Source organism: Vibrio cholerae, assembly GCF_008369605.1.
Taxonomy (GTDB): domain Bacteria; phylum Pseudomonadota; class Gammaproteobacteria; order Enterobacterales; family Vibrionaceae; genus Vibrio; species Vibrio cholerae.
This window is the reverse complement of sequence record NZ_CP043554.1, coordinates 31,448-47,038: the sequence shown is the minus strand read 5'-3', so window position 1 is coordinate 47,038 and position 15,591 is coordinate 31,448. Positions and strand designations below refer to the sequence as shown.

Annotated in this window: 14 protein-coding genes; 9 read left to right on the top strand and 5 right to left on the bottom strand. The window is 49.2% G+C overall.

Annotated features, from left to right (window positions below; genetic code table 11):
• Window positions 1–98: 98 nt before the first annotated feature.
• Complete coding sequence (gene hemB / locus F0316_RS00255; protein ID WP_119780415.1) at window positions 99–1,142, bottom strand: porphobilinogen synthase; 1,044 nt, start codon at window positions 1,140–1,142, stop codon at window positions 99–101.
• A gap of 176 nt (window positions 1,143–1,318) precedes the next feature.
• On the opposite strand from hemB, the gene F0316_RS00250 reads away from it, so the two are divergent.
• The 4 genes from F0316_RS00250 to F0316_RS00230 all read left to right on the top strand — a co-directional run bounded on the left by F0316_RS00250 (window position 1,319) and on the right by F0316_RS00230 (window position 6,363).
• Window positions 1,319–2,086 (top strand): TatD family hydrolase, encoded by a 768-nt coding sequence (locus F0316_RS00250; RefSeq protein WP_032472909.1) that lies wholly within the window; start codon window positions 1,319–1,321, stop codon window positions 2,084–2,086.
• 762 nt (window positions 2,087–2,848) lie between these two features.
• The gene (gene glpE / locus F0316_RS00240) at window positions 2,849–3,169 is read left to right on the top strand and encodes a thiosulfate sulfurtransferase GlpE (RefSeq protein ID WP_000349528.1); all 321 of its coding nucleotides are present in this window, start codon (window positions 2,849–2,851) and stop codon (window positions 3,167–3,169) included.
• Window positions 3,170–3,175: 6 nt separating this feature from the next.
• Entirely contained in the window at window positions 3,176–4,009 is an 834-nt protein-coding gene (gene glpG, locus F0316_RS00235; protein WP_000550452.1) for a rhomboid family intramembrane serine protease GlpG, read from the top strand.
• A 374-nt stretch (window positions 4,010–4,383) separates the two neighbouring features.
• Window positions 4,384–6,363 carry a methyl-accepting chemotaxis protein gene (locus F0316_RS00230; RefSeq protein WP_149560137.1) on the top strand — a complete coding sequence of 660 codons (1,980 nt, stop codon included), beginning with the start codon at window positions 4,384–4,386 and terminating at the stop codon, window positions 6,361–6,363.
• Between the two features lie 118 nt (window positions 6,364–6,481).
• On the opposite strand, the gene F0316_RS00225 is transcribed toward F0316_RS00230, so the two are convergent.
• The gene (locus tag F0316_RS00225) at window positions 6,482–6,892 is read right to left on the bottom strand and encodes a flagellar basal body-associated protein FliL (RefSeq protein ID WP_000920140.1); all 411 of its coding nucleotides are present in this window, start codon (window positions 6,890–6,892) and stop codon (window positions 6,482–6,484) included.
• Between the two features lie 203 nt (window positions 6,893–7,095).
• Here F0316_RS00225 and F0316_RS00215 point away from each other — a divergent pair, with 203 nt between their 5' ends.
• Both F0316_RS00215 and ubiA read left to right on the top strand, forming a co-directional pair.
• Window positions 7,096–7,635 (top strand): chorismate lyase, encoded by a 540-nt coding sequence (locus F0316_RS00215; protein WP_001072875.1) that lies wholly within the window; start codon window positions 7,096–7,098, stop codon window positions 7,633–7,635.
• Complete coding sequence (ubiA, locus tag F0316_RS00210; RefSeq protein WP_114732960.1) at window positions 7,636–8,490, top strand: 4-hydroxybenzoate octaprenyltransferase; 855 nt, start codon at window positions 7,636–7,638, stop codon at window positions 8,488–8,490.
• 94 nt (window positions 8,491–8,584) lie between these two features.
• Here the strand turns inward: ubiA and plsB are convergent, their stop codons facing one another.
• Window positions 8,585–11,011 carry a glycerol-3-phosphate 1-O-acyltransferase PlsB gene (gene plsB, locus F0316_RS00205; protein WP_046121269.1) on the bottom strand — a complete coding sequence of 809 codons (2,427 nt, stop codon included), beginning with the start codon at window positions 11,009–11,011 and terminating at the stop codon, window positions 8,585–8,587.
• A gap of 319 nt (window positions 11,012–11,330) precedes the next feature.
• On the opposite strand from plsB, the gene lexA reads away from it, so the two are divergent.
• The 3 genes from lexA (at window position 11,331) to dinF (ending at window position 14,283) form a co-directional block, all read left to right on the top strand.
• Window positions 11,331–11,960 carry a transcriptional repressor LexA gene (lexA, locus tag F0316_RS00195; protein WP_000803693.1) on the top strand — a complete coding sequence of 210 codons (630 nt, stop codon included), beginning with the start codon at window positions 11,331–11,333 and terminating at the stop codon, window positions 11,958–11,960.
• A gap of 84 nt (window positions 11,961–12,044) precedes the next feature.
• Complete coding sequence (locus F0316_RS00190) at window positions 12,045–12,857, top strand: class I SAM-dependent methyltransferase (RefSeq protein ID WP_001216392.1); 813 nt, start codon at window positions 12,045–12,047, stop codon at window positions 12,855–12,857.
• A gap of 79 nt (window positions 12,858–12,936) precedes the next feature.
• Window positions 12,937–14,283 (top strand): MATE family efflux transporter DinF, encoded by a 1,347-nt coding sequence (dinF, locus tag F0316_RS00185; protein ID WP_001897328.1) that lies wholly within the window; start codon window positions 12,937–12,939, stop codon window positions 14,281–14,283.
• A gap of 67 nt (window positions 14,284–14,350) precedes the next feature.
• Here the strand turns inward: dinF and tatC are convergent, their stop codons facing one another.
• Together tatC and tatB are read right to left on the bottom strand one after the other, a co-directional pair.
• The gene (tatC, locus tag F0316_RS00180; RefSeq protein ID WP_000099889.1) at window positions 14,351–15,100 is read right to left on the bottom strand and encodes a twin-arginine translocase subunit TatC; all 750 of its coding nucleotides are present in this window, start codon (window positions 15,098–15,100) and stop codon (window positions 14,351–14,353) included.
• An 88-nt stretch (window positions 15,101–15,188) separates the two neighbouring features.
• The gene (gene tatB, locus F0316_RS00175; protein ID WP_000459621.1) at window positions 15,189–15,590 is read right to left on the bottom strand and encodes a Sec-independent protein translocase protein TatB; all 402 of its coding nucleotides are present in this window, start codon (window positions 15,588–15,590) and stop codon (window positions 15,189–15,191) included.
• Window position 15,591: the final 1 nt, after the last annotated feature.

Genomic DNA, 15,591 nt, shown 5'->3' with positions numbered 1-15,591 from the left:
CTCAAACAATTGCCATCGCTAAAAACAGTGGTTTAGAGATGTTAAAAAGGCTGACTTACGTCAGCCTTGAGCTTTGCTTTATTAGCGCGGTGTATTCTTTACTTTTTAGGTAAGAACTGCGCGGCTTTTGCGCTGTCTTCCGCCAACCACTCAGCCACCTCTTTCGCAAAGTAAGTCAAAATGCCATCTGCACCTGCACGTTTGAAGCAGAGTAAAGATTCGAATACCGTTTCCCGCTCTTTCAACCAACCATTCATGATTGCCGCTTTGTGCATCGCATACTCACCGGAAACTTGGTAAGCGAAGGTCGGTACCTGCAATTCGGTTTTGACACGGCGCACCACATCCAGATAGGGCATGCCGGGCTTCACCATCACCATGTCCGCACCTTCATTGATGTCCATCGCGACTTCATGCAAAGCTTCATCGGAATTGGCGGGGTCCATTTGGTAGTTTTTCTTGTTGCCACCTTTTAAATTCGCAGATGAACCAACCGCATCACGAAATGGCCCATAGTAATTCGAGGCATATTTAGCGGAATAAGCCATGATTTGAGTATGAACGTACCCCGCCTCTTCCAATGCTTGACGAATACGCCCGATGCGGCCATCCATCATATCGGAAGGGGCAACCACATCTGCGCCAGCTTGAGCATGCGACAGTGCTTGCTTCACTAGCACTTCCGTTGTTTCATCATTCAACACATAACCTTGCTCATCGATGATGCCGTCTTGTCCATGAGTTGTGAATGGATCCAACGCCACATCAGTGATCACGCCCATTTGCGGCACATGCTCTTTCAGCGCACGCACTGCGCGTTGAACTAAGCCTTCAGGGTTGTAAGCTTCTGCTGCACATAGGCTTTTCGCATCCTGATTGACCACAGGAAACAGAGCAATCGCAGGCACACCGAGGTTAGCGAGGTATTGTGCTTCTTCCAGCATTAAATCGATGGATAAACGTTCTACGCCCGGCATGGAATCGACTTTTTCACGGCGATCTTTGCCCATCAAAATAAACATCGGGTAGATCAGATCGTTCACCGACAACTGGTTTTCGGCCACAAGGCGACGGCTGAAATCATGTTTACGCAGGCGGCGTAAACGACGCCCAGGAAATTGACCTTGAATGGATACCGACACTCTATTCTCCTTCTTATGTGGTCAGTGCCTGAAAAATCAGGTGCTGAGGGAAGTGCTGGGCAAAATCATATCACTCTCGGCTCGGCATGCTAGCGGCAAAGCAGGAAAAAGCCAAAAATGACCTCGTGCTCACACTCACGTATACTCGCCACAAAACCGAATATTGAGATGATCCGATGATTGATACCCATGCCCACGTTTATGCCAGTGAATTTGACCATGACCGCGATGAGGTGATCGCTCGCGCTAGACAAGTCGGTATTGAAAAAATCTTGATGCCTAATATTGACCTCAATTCCATTGCGCCCATGTTGGCAACAGAAGAAGCCTACCCAGATCTTTGCCACTCGATGATGGGACTCCACCCTTGCTATGTGGATGCCAATGTAAAACAGACTTTAGCGACCATTTATGCGTGGTTTTCTCGCCACACTTTTATTGCCGTGGGCGAAATCGGTATCGACCTATATTGGGATAAGACTTTTAAAGCCGAACAAGAAATGGCGTTTTTAACCCAACTCAACTGGGCAAAAGAGCTGGATTTGCCCGTGGTCATTCACACCCGAGATTCGCTCAACGAGACATTAGCATTACTCAAGCAAGCGCAAGATGGTCGCTTACGCGGTGTTTTTCACTGCTTTGGCGGCAGTGTCGACGAGGCAAAAGCGATCAATGATCTTGGTTTTCATCTCGGCATTGGCGGAGTCAGTACTTTTAAAAATAGCGGCATGGATCAAGTGATCCCGCAGCTCGACCTCAACTACGTGATTTTAGAAACGGACTGTCCCTATTTAGCCCCCGTCCCCCACCGTGGAAAACGCAATGAACCTATGTTCACCCATCTCATCAGTGAGAAAGTTGCACAGCTTCGTTCACTCCCTCTCGGCGAGGTTATCAAAATTACCAACAACAATTCTAAGGTATTGTTTGGACTAGATAAATGACAGTTTTATTAATTTAATTTCATAGCATTTTATTGAACCAAGATCACTTTCATTTCCTATGCAGCAAATGTAATATTCGTAACAATTTTTCATGGTTAACTTATATATTATGCTCAATTGTACTCACACGAATCATTTGCAACGTAAACGGCGCACACTGTGGCAAAAGCTGATTGGTATTAAAGAAGTCTACATCTGCAGAGAGTGCGGACATATCATCAAGATCAAATAGTGGCTGCTTTGCTGTGAGAGCATAGTGGCCTTATTAGCCTCTCTTTTGCACTAAGCTCATCGTCAATCAAGCTTCGATAAGTGAGCGAATGACTTGCCCGTGCAGGTCATTCTGGGTTTGTGCCTTTCCCCCTTCCTGTGACTTCCCACGAAACAGACTCCACTCAAACGTTCAATTGCGCTGCAGTGATCCGATTTTAGATCGCACTCGGGATCTCGTTGCGCAAATCTACCTGTGGATAACTCTGTGACAAATTTCTTTATTCACTGTCATCAAACCGCCTATTTCAAGGCTTTATTACAATTCATCGATTGGGGATACTTTCAAAATTACCCACAGCAAAATCAGGATCATCGCTACATATTGTGGATCGAAAATCACAAAACCACTTTATCAACGCAATTCACAGGATTACCCACAGGTGCTGTCATTTTAATCACAAGTGGATAACCCTACTCTTGTCCAGTACTTGTCTAAACTTGAATAGGTTACAATTAGCCCGATTCGGCATGCCAAATGAGAGCAAACCTATGGACCATTTTTTACACATCGACGTTAATGCAGCACAAGCCATGATGGAGCAGAAACAGGCTCATTTAGTCGATATTCGCGACCCACAATCTTTTCAACTCGCTCATGCTAAAAACGCTTACCACCTGACAAACCAGTCTATGGTGCAATTCATGGAACAAGCTGAGTTTGATCAGCCTGTTTTAGTCATGTGTTATCACGGCATCAGTAGCCAAGGCGCAGCCCAATATCTGGTTAACCAAGGATTTGAAGAGGTGTATAGTGTCGATGGCGGCTTTGAAGCCTGGCACCGTGCCAATCTCCCCATCGAAGCGAGTTAACGACTAATGCATTTACTGACCACTTTCAACAATCCGCGTGCGGCACAAGCTTTTATCGATTACATGGCCGCCCATCACATTGAAATTCAGATGATGCCGGATGCAGGTGGTCAGTTCACTCTTTGGATAATCCAAGATCAACACATCGAAACCGCACAAGCTGAACTCGCGCTGTTTTTAGAGAATCCTTATGCGGAAAAATACCAAGCCGCCTCATGGGAAGTCGCTGATCAAAAGCGCCCCCAATTTCATTACGCATCGCCCAATTTACTCAGTCTGATTAAAGCCAAAGCTGGAGTGTTTACGCTGTTTATTATGGCGCTATGCATCATCATCTTTACTCTGCAAACGTTTGGTGCGGGAGATGCGGTGTTTAATGCATTACATTTTCCCGCTCTTGCTGGCCAGCAATGGCAAATTTGGCGCTGGGTTAGTCATGCTTTACTGCACTTTTCCGTCATGCATATTGCCTTTAACTTACTCTGGTGGTGGCAATTTGGGGGCGATCTTGAACAGCGCCTTGGCAGTATCAGACTGATTAAGCTGTTTGTGGTGTCCGCGATTATCTCTGGTGCTGGTCAATACTGGGTTGAAGGCGCGAATTTTGGAGGCCTATCCGGTGTTGTCTATGCTTTGGCTGGGTATCTGTGGATTCTTGGTCAGCGCGCCCCCCAACTGGGTTTATCCATTCCAAGATCCTTGATGGGCTTTATGCTGATCTGGTTAGTGTTAGGTTATGTGCAGCCGTTTATGGCGATTGCCAATACCGCTCATTTAGCTGGCTTAATCAGCGGTGTCGTACTGGCATGGTTCGACAGCCAGCGCGACCAGCAAGCTTAAGCATTTCCTCCTTTCTTGCGCCGCTTCTCTTTGAGTCGCGATCAAGGTCAGCACGTATGCTGATCGTAAAACGGCTCACCGACTTGTACTAATCACCCAACCTCTGCTATGAGTTAGTATCGAATGTGCAACATAATGCTTGTCAGTTCTGTGCTGTCCTGACTGCGTTGTGCCTTAGTGTTGCCATAAGATCACGCGATCAATGATCGCATGCCCTAACAACTTGCTGCGACGGCAGAGGGCCAGTGAGACCATCGTTACAAGCATAGATAAACTCTGTGACTGGACGAAACGAACACGGCATCCAGCGTGACCGCTTCAAGTAGAACAGGGAAATAAAAACATCAGTTGGTCCCATCCAAGGAGAGCAGGTTATGGGTTTATTGGCACGTCTTTTCTCTACAGCACCACATCATCCGACGCAACCAGCGGAGGTTAAGCCAGACCCGCTGATGCAATCTCCGGTAACAACCGAGACGACGGCATTACAGCCAGAACCACAGGTTGCGCCTTATCAAACTGACCTTGCGCTCACCACGCCAGAGTCAGACCTCACACCCCAAGTCAATCAAGCTTTTGTTCAGGTGATTCGTGAACATCTGGCACTGTTGGAATGTGAGCCCAACGGCACGATTTGCTATGCCAATGATGCGTTTGCTCATCTCTGTCGGGTATCGGCTGAAGCGATGGTCGGAGCGGATTTTGCGAACTTATGGCGCACTCATCAGCAGCCATCTGTGCAGCGCTTGCTGCAGGATGCTAAAAAAGGACACCCTGTTTCTGCCGAATTACAGCTCAGCCGCTCGCAAGAGGCAATCTGGATAAAAGCGGATCTGTATCCCATCAAGGCGATAAACGGTCAATTACAAAACGTGGTGGTACTGTTGCAAGATATCACTGCGGCCAAGCTGGAAAAAATTGACCGTAGTGGTCAAATGAATGCGGTCAATCTCACCCAAGCCGTGATTGAATTTACGCTCGATGGCACCATTCTGACTGCAAATCAGAATTTTCTGCAAACGGTGGGCTATCAGTTGGATGAGATCCAAGGGCGGCACCACAGCATGTTTGTTGATGAGCAGTATAAACAGAGTCAAGAGTACCAACATTTCTGGCAGCGTTTGCGCTCCGGCGAATTCTTTGTCGACGAATACAAACGTTTCGGCAAAGGGGGGAAAGAGATCTGGATCCAAGCCAGCTATAACCCGATTATGGACAGCGAGGGTAAACCGTATAAGGTTGTCAAATATGCCACCAACGTGACTCAGCGTAAGATGGTGGTCAATGAAGTCAAACGCGTCATGACGGCGCTCTCCAGCGGCGATCTCAGTGCACAACTCACGCATCCTTTTGAAGGTGAATTTGCTGAGCTCGGTGAGGTGATCAGTCAATTCATTGTCACATTGCGTCAAATCATTACTGACATCAACAGCGTCGCCGCGACCATCAAGCTAGCAGCGACGGAGATTTCCAATGGCAATACCGACCTCTCTAGCCGAACCGAGCAACAAGCCTCCAATCTTGAGCAAACGGCCTCCAGCATGGAAGAGATAAACAGTACGGTGCGACAAAACTCGGATAACGCCATGCAGGCGAACATCCTTGCGGGTAAAGCCACGGAAATCGCCGCCAGCGGTGGAGAACTGATTGAGCAAGTGGTAGTGACTATGGCCTCGATTAACGAATCCGCGCAAAAGATCGCCGATATTATAGGTGTGATCGATGGTATTGCTTTCCAAACCAATATTCTGGCACTCAATGCCGCGGTAGAGGCCGCTAGAGCCGGTGAACAAGGCCGCGGATTTTCCGTAGTCGCCTCCGAAGTACGCTCACTCGCACAGCGCTCAGCCAATGCAGCGAAAGATATTAAAGCGCTCATCTCAGATTCAGTGAGTAAAATCAGCAATGGGAATGAATTGGTGGATCGCTCCGGCAGCACCATGAAAGACATAGTCGTGTCGATCAAGCGAGTCCATGATTTGATGGCCGATATCGCCTCAGCGTCAGCCGAGCAGGCAACGGGGATCAATGAAGTGAACCAAGCAGTCAATCAGATGGATGAGATGACCCAACAAAATGCCGCACTCGTCGAAGAGGCAGCCGCGGCTTCAGAAAGCCTATTAGCACAGGCCGAGCAGCTCTATGACCATGTCGCTATGTTCAGATTGCCAGATCAGGACACGAGCGCCCCATCACCGTTGAAAGCGGTCAATAAGCGCCCGCAATCCGCACCTGTGACTCGACATCCGGCCAGCCACATCGCTAAAACGCCAGCAAAAATCACGGCCAAAGCCAGCTCGAGGGCACAACCCGTTATGCAGGTCGCGCACGATGAAGAATGGGAGAGTTTTTGAGCCTGGGTTGGATGAAACCATGACGCAGCAGACATCGATACTCTGAGAGTAAAAAAGCGGCAACCGCCGCTTTTTGTTTACTGACTCGTCGCTGAGCGATGCACCCAACACAAGCCGATTATTGGTAGATGTATTTCGTAAACAGCAGATCCGCGATCACAGTACGCCCTACCTCTGGCAACAGGATGTTGTTGAGGCGATTGACAAGCGACTTACGCAAATCCTCACGGCCCGCTAAGGATTTGATGGTGTCTTCGGTTTGCTTACCGAGCAGCTCAACCACGGCATCACGAATCAAAGGTTGATGCTGCTCCACAACGGGGAGATCTGCAGCATTGGCGACCATAATATCGATGCGTACTTGGATATAACCCAATTTGTTACCTTTGGTAAAAAAATTGGTGGTGAGATCAGGTTCTAAAGTGAAATAAGCCAACTGAGGTACAGCAGATTTCTCTTCCGCATGGCTATGGAAAGGAATAATGAAGCTCAAAGCGAGCATTATTTGGACGACGTAACGTTTTAGCATATTTCTGTCTGCTCTTTATTCTGTTCGCAATACTCGAACCGCCGGAGTCTTGTTACAATAGAGCATCCATTTGGTAAATAAAATGCTTTCCGCGTTCGAACTCTTTGGTTTGGAATCAAAATCTGAGCTTTATTGTATACCCAAACTCGGTGGTATTGCAGGTAGCTAGGGTAATCGGGTAAAGCGTCAAATTGAATAATAGTATGAATCAATTAACTTCGCTCTATTTAGCCGCACTGAATCGCGTCACTTGGCAACAGCCTGATGACATTGAATTTCCAGCCCCTTTAGCTCAGCAATGGCTACTCGAACAAGGCTCTCTTTCGCGCCGAATGGCGACGCAGTGTGAGCATCTGACCGTAGACTTATTAAGTAACCAAATCATGCCGGCGGACACCCTGAGCTATGATGAGACTCAGTTGCTCGCCTCTGAAGAGTATCTTCTGCGCCAAGTGATTATTTGTGGCGACCAACAACCTTGGGTATTTGGCCATACTTTGATCCCGCGCTCATCCATGCATAATCAGCCGTTTGATTTCACCCAACAAGGGAAAATTCCACTAGGTCTCACCGTATTTAGTGCGGATAATGTTAAGCGAGATGCACTGCAAGTTGGCTGGGTAGAGACAGAACTCGGACGACTATTAGCTCGTCGCTCTCGCTTATGGATGAACAACAAACCCATGTTAGTGACGGAGCTGTTTCTCGCCACATCCCCGATTTACTCTAAGGAGAGAGTGTAAATGACCGCTGTTAAAGCGCGCGCTTACTGGCAACTGATGCGCATGGATCGCCCGATTGGCTCCCTACTCTTACTTTGGCCTACTCTGTGGGCGCTGCTTTTAGCCGCTCAAGGCTTGCCAGATCTTCGCGTCTTAGTCGTATTTGTGTTGGGGGTTTTTTTAATGCGCTCAGCTGGGTGTGTGATCAACGATTACGCCGACCGCCATGTCGATGGCCATGTGAAGCGCACGAGCCAACGTCCATTGCCAGCAGGGTTAGTTTCGGCCAAAGAAGCCTTACTGCTGTTTGCCCTTCTTGCTGTCAGCTCGTTCTTACTCGTGTTGACTATGAATACCCTAACTATCCAGCTCTCTTTTATCGGTATTCTGTTAGCCTTTGTTTACCCGTTTATGAAGCGCTTCACTCACCTGCCTCAACTGGTGCTTGGCCTCGCGTTCAGTTGGTCGATTCCTATGGCTTGGGCTGCTCAAGCAGATACGCTGCCTCCACAAGTCTGGGTACTGTTTTTGATTAATGCGTTATGGACGATTGCTTACGACACCCAATACGCCATGGTCGACCGAGATGATGATGTGAAAATTGGCATCAAATCGACCGCGATCTTATTCGGGCGTTGGGATAAACGCATCATTGGCCTACTGCAATTGACCACTTTGAGTTTACTGGTCGCTCTAGGCCAAGGTTTAGCGCTTGGCACCAGTTACTACTGGGGTCTGCTGATCGCAGCGGGGCTGTTTGCTTACCAACAACATTTGATCCGTTATCGCGAACGTATGCCTTGTTTTCAGGCGTTTTTAAATAATAACTATGTCGGTATGGCCATCACCGCAGGCATTCTGCTCAGCGTTTGGTAATCCCAGCTTAAGGTAAAAGAAAAGGCATCCGCAGGATGCCTTTTTCATTCGGTTCGATTGGCTAGAACACTTTCGATTGGCTAGAACACAATCGTTACGCGTCAACCTGACATAAGCTTTCTTGAATCGTCATGCGCACTTCTGGGTAGATCAGCGCATAAAGCTGGCGAGAGAGCGGCTTCGCCGTTTCTAATACGCAGCGGCCTTGATCATCGAGATATCCCTGCTCTTGCAACGTCACGAATAGCGAAGCAAATACCCCTTTGTCAAAGAACTCAGGCGCATTAATGCCATGCAAACGGCCAAGACGCTGCGCCACTTCCTGGCTCTTCTCTTCCAGCTCTGCTTTACCCAAATGTGGGCAGCTCACCAGCAGGTTCAGCGCAATCGCATAACGCTGCAGCGTTTCGGAGATAATGCGCCCCAGCAGCATCAGCACTTGAGTTTGCGCTTGATTCAGGGTGACGGTTTTCCCTTCCACCGTGACCAAACCTTGGCGTGCTAGCTCTGCCACATAACGCAGTACCAGATCGTTGAGTTCTTCTGCTTCAAAACGCAAAAACAGCTCTTGTTTCAGGAAAGGATAGATTTGTGCAACGGTCGCTTGCACCTTTTCCAGCGATACGCTTTGCTGACGAATCAACAACTGAGCGATCAGCGATGGCAGAGCCAACAGGTGGATAATGTTGTTGCGATAATAAGTCATCAGGATCGATTGGTTGCGATCCAGCGAAATAATGTCGCCCATGGTATCGGTTTCCACCACAAACTTATCCAACGACTCCGCATGTTCAACCAGCTTTTCTGCCCTCTCACTCGGCAGCGTTGAAGTGGCTGAATACGGCACATTGCGCAGCAGTGATAAGTAACAATCCACCTGCTTAATCAGGTTGTCACGCGCCAAGGCACGCTGACGCGAAGCAAGCAGCGCCGTCGCACACAAGGTCATCGCATTCACCGCTGCCGCATCGTTGATGTGCGTCATCATACGGGTCGCGAGTTTATTCACCGTTGGCGTCATCCATTGCGGCTTGCTCTCGCCCATCGGGTCAATATCTTGCGTCCATTGCGGTACAGTTTCATTCAAAAACTGGTTGAGTGGGATCGGCTCACCGAAGTTCACGTAACCTTGACCAAAATTGCGCAGCTTACGCAGCGTGCGCAGCACTAAACCCGCATTCTCTTTCTCTTTACGTTTGCCGCGTAACTCTTTGGCGTAAGTACCCACTTCCATCACATGCTCATAGCCGATGTAGACTGGGACCAAAGTCACTGGACGATTCAAACCACGCAACATAGCTTGAATGGTCATCGCCAACATGCCGGTTTTGGCAGGTAATAGACGACCAGTACGCGAGCGGCCACCTTCGCTGAAGTATTCCACCGAATAGCCTTTCGCAAACAACTCAGCAAGATATTCACGAAAAATCGTTGAATAAAGAGGCGCACCTTTAAAGCTGCGACGAATGAAGAACGCGCCGCCGCGGCGGAAAATCGGCCCGGCAGGGAAAAAGTTCAGATTGATCCCAGCAGCAATATGCGGCGGCACCATGCCTTCATGATAAAGCACATAAGAAAGCAGCAAGTAATCCATATGGCTACGGTGACAAGGCACGTAGACAATTTCATGGCCATCTTGCGCCAAGCGACGAACGGTGGCCGCGTTATTGATGTTCAACCCTTGATAGATGCGGTTCCACAACCAACCTAAAATGCGATCGCCTTTTTTCACCAGCGAATAGGAAAAATCCGCCGCGATCTCATCCAGAATGTCGTGCGCTTCTTTGCGCGCTTTCTCAAGCGGGATCTGTTTGGATTTCGCTTCGTCCGCAATCGCTTTTTCAATCGCAGGAGAGTTCATCAAGCGGGCAAACAGTTGTGCTCGCTGCGGCAAATTGGGGCCTGACGCCGCCAGTTTTTGCCGTGAGAAGTGAATGCGTGCTACACGAGCCAATTTGTGCGCGATCGAGGCATCGGTGCCGTGGGTATCCGCCATGTAACGCATCGAAACGACAGGGCTAAAACGCACCAAACAGTCACGGCCAGAAGCCAAGACGGCCAGTGCTTTCTCCGGACCATTCAACGCTTGCAAATAAGGTCTTTCTTGCCCTTCTTTGCCCGGTTTACGTCCCCACAAAACCGTTGCTGGAATCACCTGCACATCCAACTCACTGTCGAGCTTATGTTCGGTCAGCAGCTCAGAAAATAGCGCAATAGAGTCACTCGGCACATGTTGATCGCTACTCAGCAGCGTTGGGCGCGAAGCAATAAACACATAGCGCTGGAAAGCTTTGCCATTCAGCATCAAAGGCTCTAAAGGGTCAGGCAGCCCAGCTTCTTTGGCATGTGTTTGCAACGTCAGCAAGTCGACGTTGGAGCGAAACGGTAAGGCGTAAATCACCGGTTTATGAGTATCGATATCCAGATCTTGGATCGGATTAGACGGAATCGCCGTCCCTTTCACCAGCACCGACATCGGCAACTTCAGTAGTGAACGGGATAATAGGTGTCCTGAAGACATAGAGTTCAAAGCCTCAAGATTCTTGAAATAAGCGCGACGGTACGTCTGCTTTCACGGCCAACGCGAGAGCTCACCATCGTGCGGTATCGTTTTTTGCGCGCCAAGAATACCAGAAACTGGTCAAACCTTTTAATTTAATTGCTTACATGCGCAGCATTTCCGAGTGAAATGGGAGGCAGCCACACCGTCTTTGAAGCCATTATGGAGAACGCAATCCAGTGGCTAACTTCACAATCACACAAAAAACAAGCAATTGGCTTTGCAATTCTCATTGCACTGGATATACTCACAGTCAACTGTATAAAAAGACAGGTGACTCATGAAGCCGTTAACCCCTCGCCAACAAGAAGTGTTTGATCTGATCAAAAGTAAGATCGATGAAACCGGAATGCCCCCAACCCGCGCCGAAATTGCTAAAGAGCTGGGTTTTCGTTCGGCCAATGCGGCTGAAGAACACCTCAAAGCGCTGGCTCGTAAACAAGTGATTGAAATGGTGCCCGGCGCCTCACGCGGGATCCGCATCCTCGTCGATAATGCCGCGAACGAAGAAGAAGCCGAAACTGGCTTGCCTTTGATTGGCCGCGTTGCCGCAGGTGAACCGATTCTTGCCCAAGAGCATGTGGAAGCACACTACCAAGTCGACCCAAGCATGTTCCGCCCGCAAGCCGATTTTCTGCTGCGTGTACATGGCGAAAGTATGAAGAACATCGGCATCCTCGATGGTGACTTACTTGCTGTGCACAAAACGCAAGATGTACGCAACGGCCAAGTGGTGGTGGCGCGCGTAGAAGATGACGTCACGGTGAAACGTCTGGAACGCAAAGGTTCCAAAGTTTTCCTGCATGCGGAAAATGAAGAGTTTGCGCCAATCGAAGTCGATTTAGCCGCGCAATCGCTCACCATTGAAGGCATTGCAGTAGGCGTCATTCGCAACAGCACTTGGATGTGAATATTGTTGAGATAAATTCTCAACAACTTGCCTTCTTATTTGAGATTCATTATCATCTTCCTATCCCAGCATAGGAAGATGAGCATGCGCCACTCAGATTCACCCACCTCAGACCCATACCAAGTTCCTGCGAATTTGGTTCAGCCACTTTGGCTACGCAGCCGAGAAAGCTTGGTCGATAATGGCTTGGTGTATGATCCGATTGCCGCCAATGCTTGTCGTCGTTGCGCTTTAGCGCAAGACTGCCTGACGGGCGATATCGCTCAAAAGCAGTTACTGCATGTCACGCTAACTCAGCTTTGTGACCAACAAGTTCGCCATTTTCTTGATACTCATCCTGATGGCTGGATCATTAATGTCGGTGCAGGCCTCGACACCCGTTTTTATCGAGTAGATAACGGCCGCTGCCACTGGATTGAGTGGGATATCACTGAAAACCTTTTATGGCGAGAGAAGCTATTTCACCGCAGTGAGCGCTATCAACTGGTGTGTGGTGATGTGATGCAACCACAAGGACTTGCCGAACTGCCGATCCCTGAATTCGCTCCTGTGCTGTTGGTCTGTGAACATGCCTTGCTCGATTGCGATGCTCAGCAAGTGGCGCGTTTCGTGCGCTCTATCGGATTGCATTTTGCCAAAGCCAGCGCCTGCCTTGTGGTGGCGGGAGATAAAACCTCTAGCTATCTAGGCCAAAAACTGGGCTGTGAAGCTTATGCCCACGGGTTTACCTGCGCAGGTGATGCCATCATCAATTGCTTGCCGTGGGCGAAATCGGTACGCACATTTTCCCCACTGGATCGCCATTGTGATCGCTGGAAATTTTGGCAACGCGCGATTGCACGCTCCGGCATTTACAAAACACGCTTAACTCCTGTTGTTGTTAACCTGGATTGGTAACTCGCCATATCGGTCATGTCATAGCCCAACCATCCCCACTCAGTTACACTAACCGCAAGTCGTTACTGAGGTTTTCTGTGTGTCACTGATTTTGCAAACGTTGAAACAACCGAACGTGCATCGCCAAGTGCTGGCGATCGCGCTGCCTATGGTGCTGTCTAACATTACCGTTCCACTGCTCGGCTTGGTCGATGCCGCGGTGATCGGTCATCTCGAACACGCTTGGTATTTAGGCGGCGTGGCACTCGGCAGCACTATGATTAGCGTGACATTCTGGCTGCTCGGCTTTTTACGCATGTCGACCACAGGCCTGACCGCCCAAGCGCACGGTGCGCAAAATTCACAGCAGCTTGCTCGAGTTTTACTGCAAGGCAGCGTCATTGCACTGGGTTTAGCCGCACTGTTTTTACTGTTTCATCGCCCTGTCGCCGAACTGATTTTTCACTTCAGCGATGCCAGCAGCGAAGTCAAAACCTACGCTGAAACATATTTCTACCTTCGTGCTTGGAGTGCTCCAGCCGCACTCCTTAACTTTGTGCTATTGGGCTGGTTACTCGGTACGCAAAATGCCCGCGCCCCGATGTGGATGGTGATCATTACCAACCTGACCAATATTGTGCTCGATCTACTGTTGGTACTCGGGCTTGGGCTGAAAGTCGAAGGAGCCGCCATTGCGTCGGTTATCGCCGATTATGCTGGTCTCTTGTTTGGCCTCCTGTGCGTGGTGCGTTACTGGCGGCAGCATCAGCTCCCAGCCCCTTTCTCTTTCATCTCCTCTCTCAGCAAAGAGCTTTCCCGTTTAGTGGCGCTCAATCGCGACATCTTCCTACGCTCACTCTGTCTGCAAGCCGTATTTAGCTTTATGACCTTTCAAGGCGCAGCGTTGGGAGATGACATCGTCGCTGCTAATGCGGTGTTGATGAGCTTTTTGATGATGATTTCCTACGGTATGGATGGATTTGCCTACGCGATGGAAGCCATGGTCGGTAAAGCAATTGGTGCCAAGGATGATCGCCAACTGCGTACTGCCATGATTAGCAGTACCTTTTGGGCGACCATGATCTGTTTGCTGTTAAGCCTGATCTTCTTAGGTTTTGGATCGGATCTGATCCAGATGATCACTAACATTCCGAGCGTTCAAGCAACGGCGGAACATTATCTGCCTTGGCTGGTCGCCATGCCATTAATCGCCGTGTGGTGTTTTCTATTGGATGGTGTGTTTATCGGCGCGACCAAAGGCAAAGAGATGCGAAATAGCATGGCTATTTCGGCCGTCGCCTTCTTTGCCATTTACGGGTTTATGACCCACTACGGTAATCACGCTCTGTGGCTAGCCATGCTCAGCTTTATGGCACTGCGTGGCGTGACACTTGGCATCGCTTTAGCAGCCCAATGGCGCGCTGGCACCTTCTTGCAATCTAGCTAAAAAGTAGGGAGCACACATGTGCTCCCTATTCTCATCAATCGCTTACGCCATCATTGATGCCATGGTTTTATTCGTCTTCTTGCGCTTCATCGGGTTCATCACGGGTATAAAAACGAGCGAAGAACAAACCAACTTCAAACAACAAACACATAGGTATGGCGAGTAGCGTTTGCGAAATCATATCCGGCGGCGTCAGTAACATACCAACTACAAACGCACCAACGATAATGTATGGACGCTTTTCCGATAGGCTTTTAGGCGTGGTTGCGCCCGTCCAGCACAGCAGAATGATCGCAACTGGCACTTCAAACGCGATACCAAAGGCTAGAAACAGCGCCAATACAAAATCGAGATAACTCGCGATATCGGTCGCGAACTCCACACCACCGAGTGAAATGGCGGTGAAAAATCCAAACACCAGCGGAAACACCACAAAATAGGCAAACGCGACACCGCAGTAAAACAGCAGCGAGCTAGAGACCAGCAGCGGGAAGATTAAACGCCGTTCGTGCTTGTATAAGCCTGGCGCTACAAACGCCCACACCTGATACAAAATGAAAGGCACCGCGAGAAACACAGCGGCAATCAACGTCAGCTTTAAAGGTGTGAAAAACGGTGATGCCACATCGGTCGCAATCATGGTTGCGCCCGCGGGAAGTCGCTCGACTAGGGGTTTTGAGACAAACTCGTAAATTTCATTCGAGAAATAGATCAAGCCAATAAATATCACCACCACAGCCGCCACCGCTTTCAGCAGGCGATTACGCAGTTCCAGCAAATGGCTGATCAAAGGTTGGGTCTGTTCAACGGAAGACATGCAAACCTCATGTAACAGATCAAAAAAGAGTTATCACATCAGTACTGAAACCTAGGATAACTCTTGATAAAGAGAGCTTAAAAAACGCTTATTCGGCCTTTTTTTCCGCCGGTTGCGATGCGCTATCGAGGCGAACATCGGGCTCTGTAGCCGAACTGGGGTTGCTACTGGTAGAGCTAGCTTCACTGCTCGGCGTTGCGGCGTAAGGACGCTGCACTTCCTGCGCGGCTTGCTTGAGTGATTCCACCGATTTTTGCAGTTCAGGAGATAAATTTTGCATCCCCATCTGCTCGGCTTTGCGCAGGTTTTCTTGCAACTCCTGCACTTTCAACTCATGCGCTAACTCATCCTTCACGCTATTGGCCATGCTTTTCGCTGCAGAGACAAACTTTGCCACGCTGCGAATTGCATGGGGTAATCGCTCAGGGCCAAGCACCACCAGCGCCACAATAGCGATCAATACCAGTTCCCAAAAACCGATATCAAACACG

Excerpts from the sequence above, each read along its gene's own strand:
- F0316_RS00250 (WP_032472909.1), top strand. The coding sequence starts at position 1,319 with ATGATTGATACCCATGCCCACGTTTATGCCAGTGAATTTGACCATGAC.
- glpE (WP_000349528.1), top strand. The coding sequence starts at position 2,849 with ATGGACCATTTTTTACACATCGACGTTAATGCAGCACAAGCCATGATG.
- glpG (WP_000550452.1), top strand. The coding sequence starts at position 3,176 with ATGCATTTACTGACCACTTTCAACAATCCGCGTGCGGCACAAGCTTTT.
- F0316_RS00230 (WP_149560137.1), top strand. The coding sequence starts at position 4,384 with ATGGGTTTATTGGCACGTCTTTTCTCTACAGCACCACATCATCCGACG.
- F0316_RS00225 (WP_000920140.1), bottom strand. The coding sequence starts at position 6,892 with ATGCTAAAACGTTACGTCGTCCAAATAATGCTCGCTTTGAGCTTCATT.
- F0316_RS00215 (WP_001072875.1), top strand. The coding sequence starts at position 7,096 with ATGAATCAATTAACTTCGCTCTATTTAGCCGCACTGAATCGCGTCACT.
- ubiA (WP_114732960.1), top strand. The coding sequence starts at position 7,636 with ATGACCGCTGTTAAAGCGCGCGCTTACTGGCAACTGATGCGCATGGAT.
- plsB (WP_046121269.1), bottom strand. The coding sequence starts at position 11,011 with ATGTCTTCAGGACACCTATTATCCCGTTCACTACTGAAGTTGCCGATG.
- lexA (WP_000803693.1), top strand. The coding sequence starts at position 11,331 with ATGAAGCCGTTAACCCCTCGCCAACAAGAAGTGTTTGATCTGATCAAA.
- F0316_RS00190 (WP_001216392.1), top strand. The coding sequence starts at position 12,045 with ATGCGCCACTCAGATTCACCCACCTCAGACCCATACCAAGTTCCTGCG.
- tatC (WP_000099889.1), bottom strand. The coding sequence starts at position 15,100 with ATGTCTTCCGTTGAACAGACCCAACCTTTGATCAGCCATTTGCTGGAA.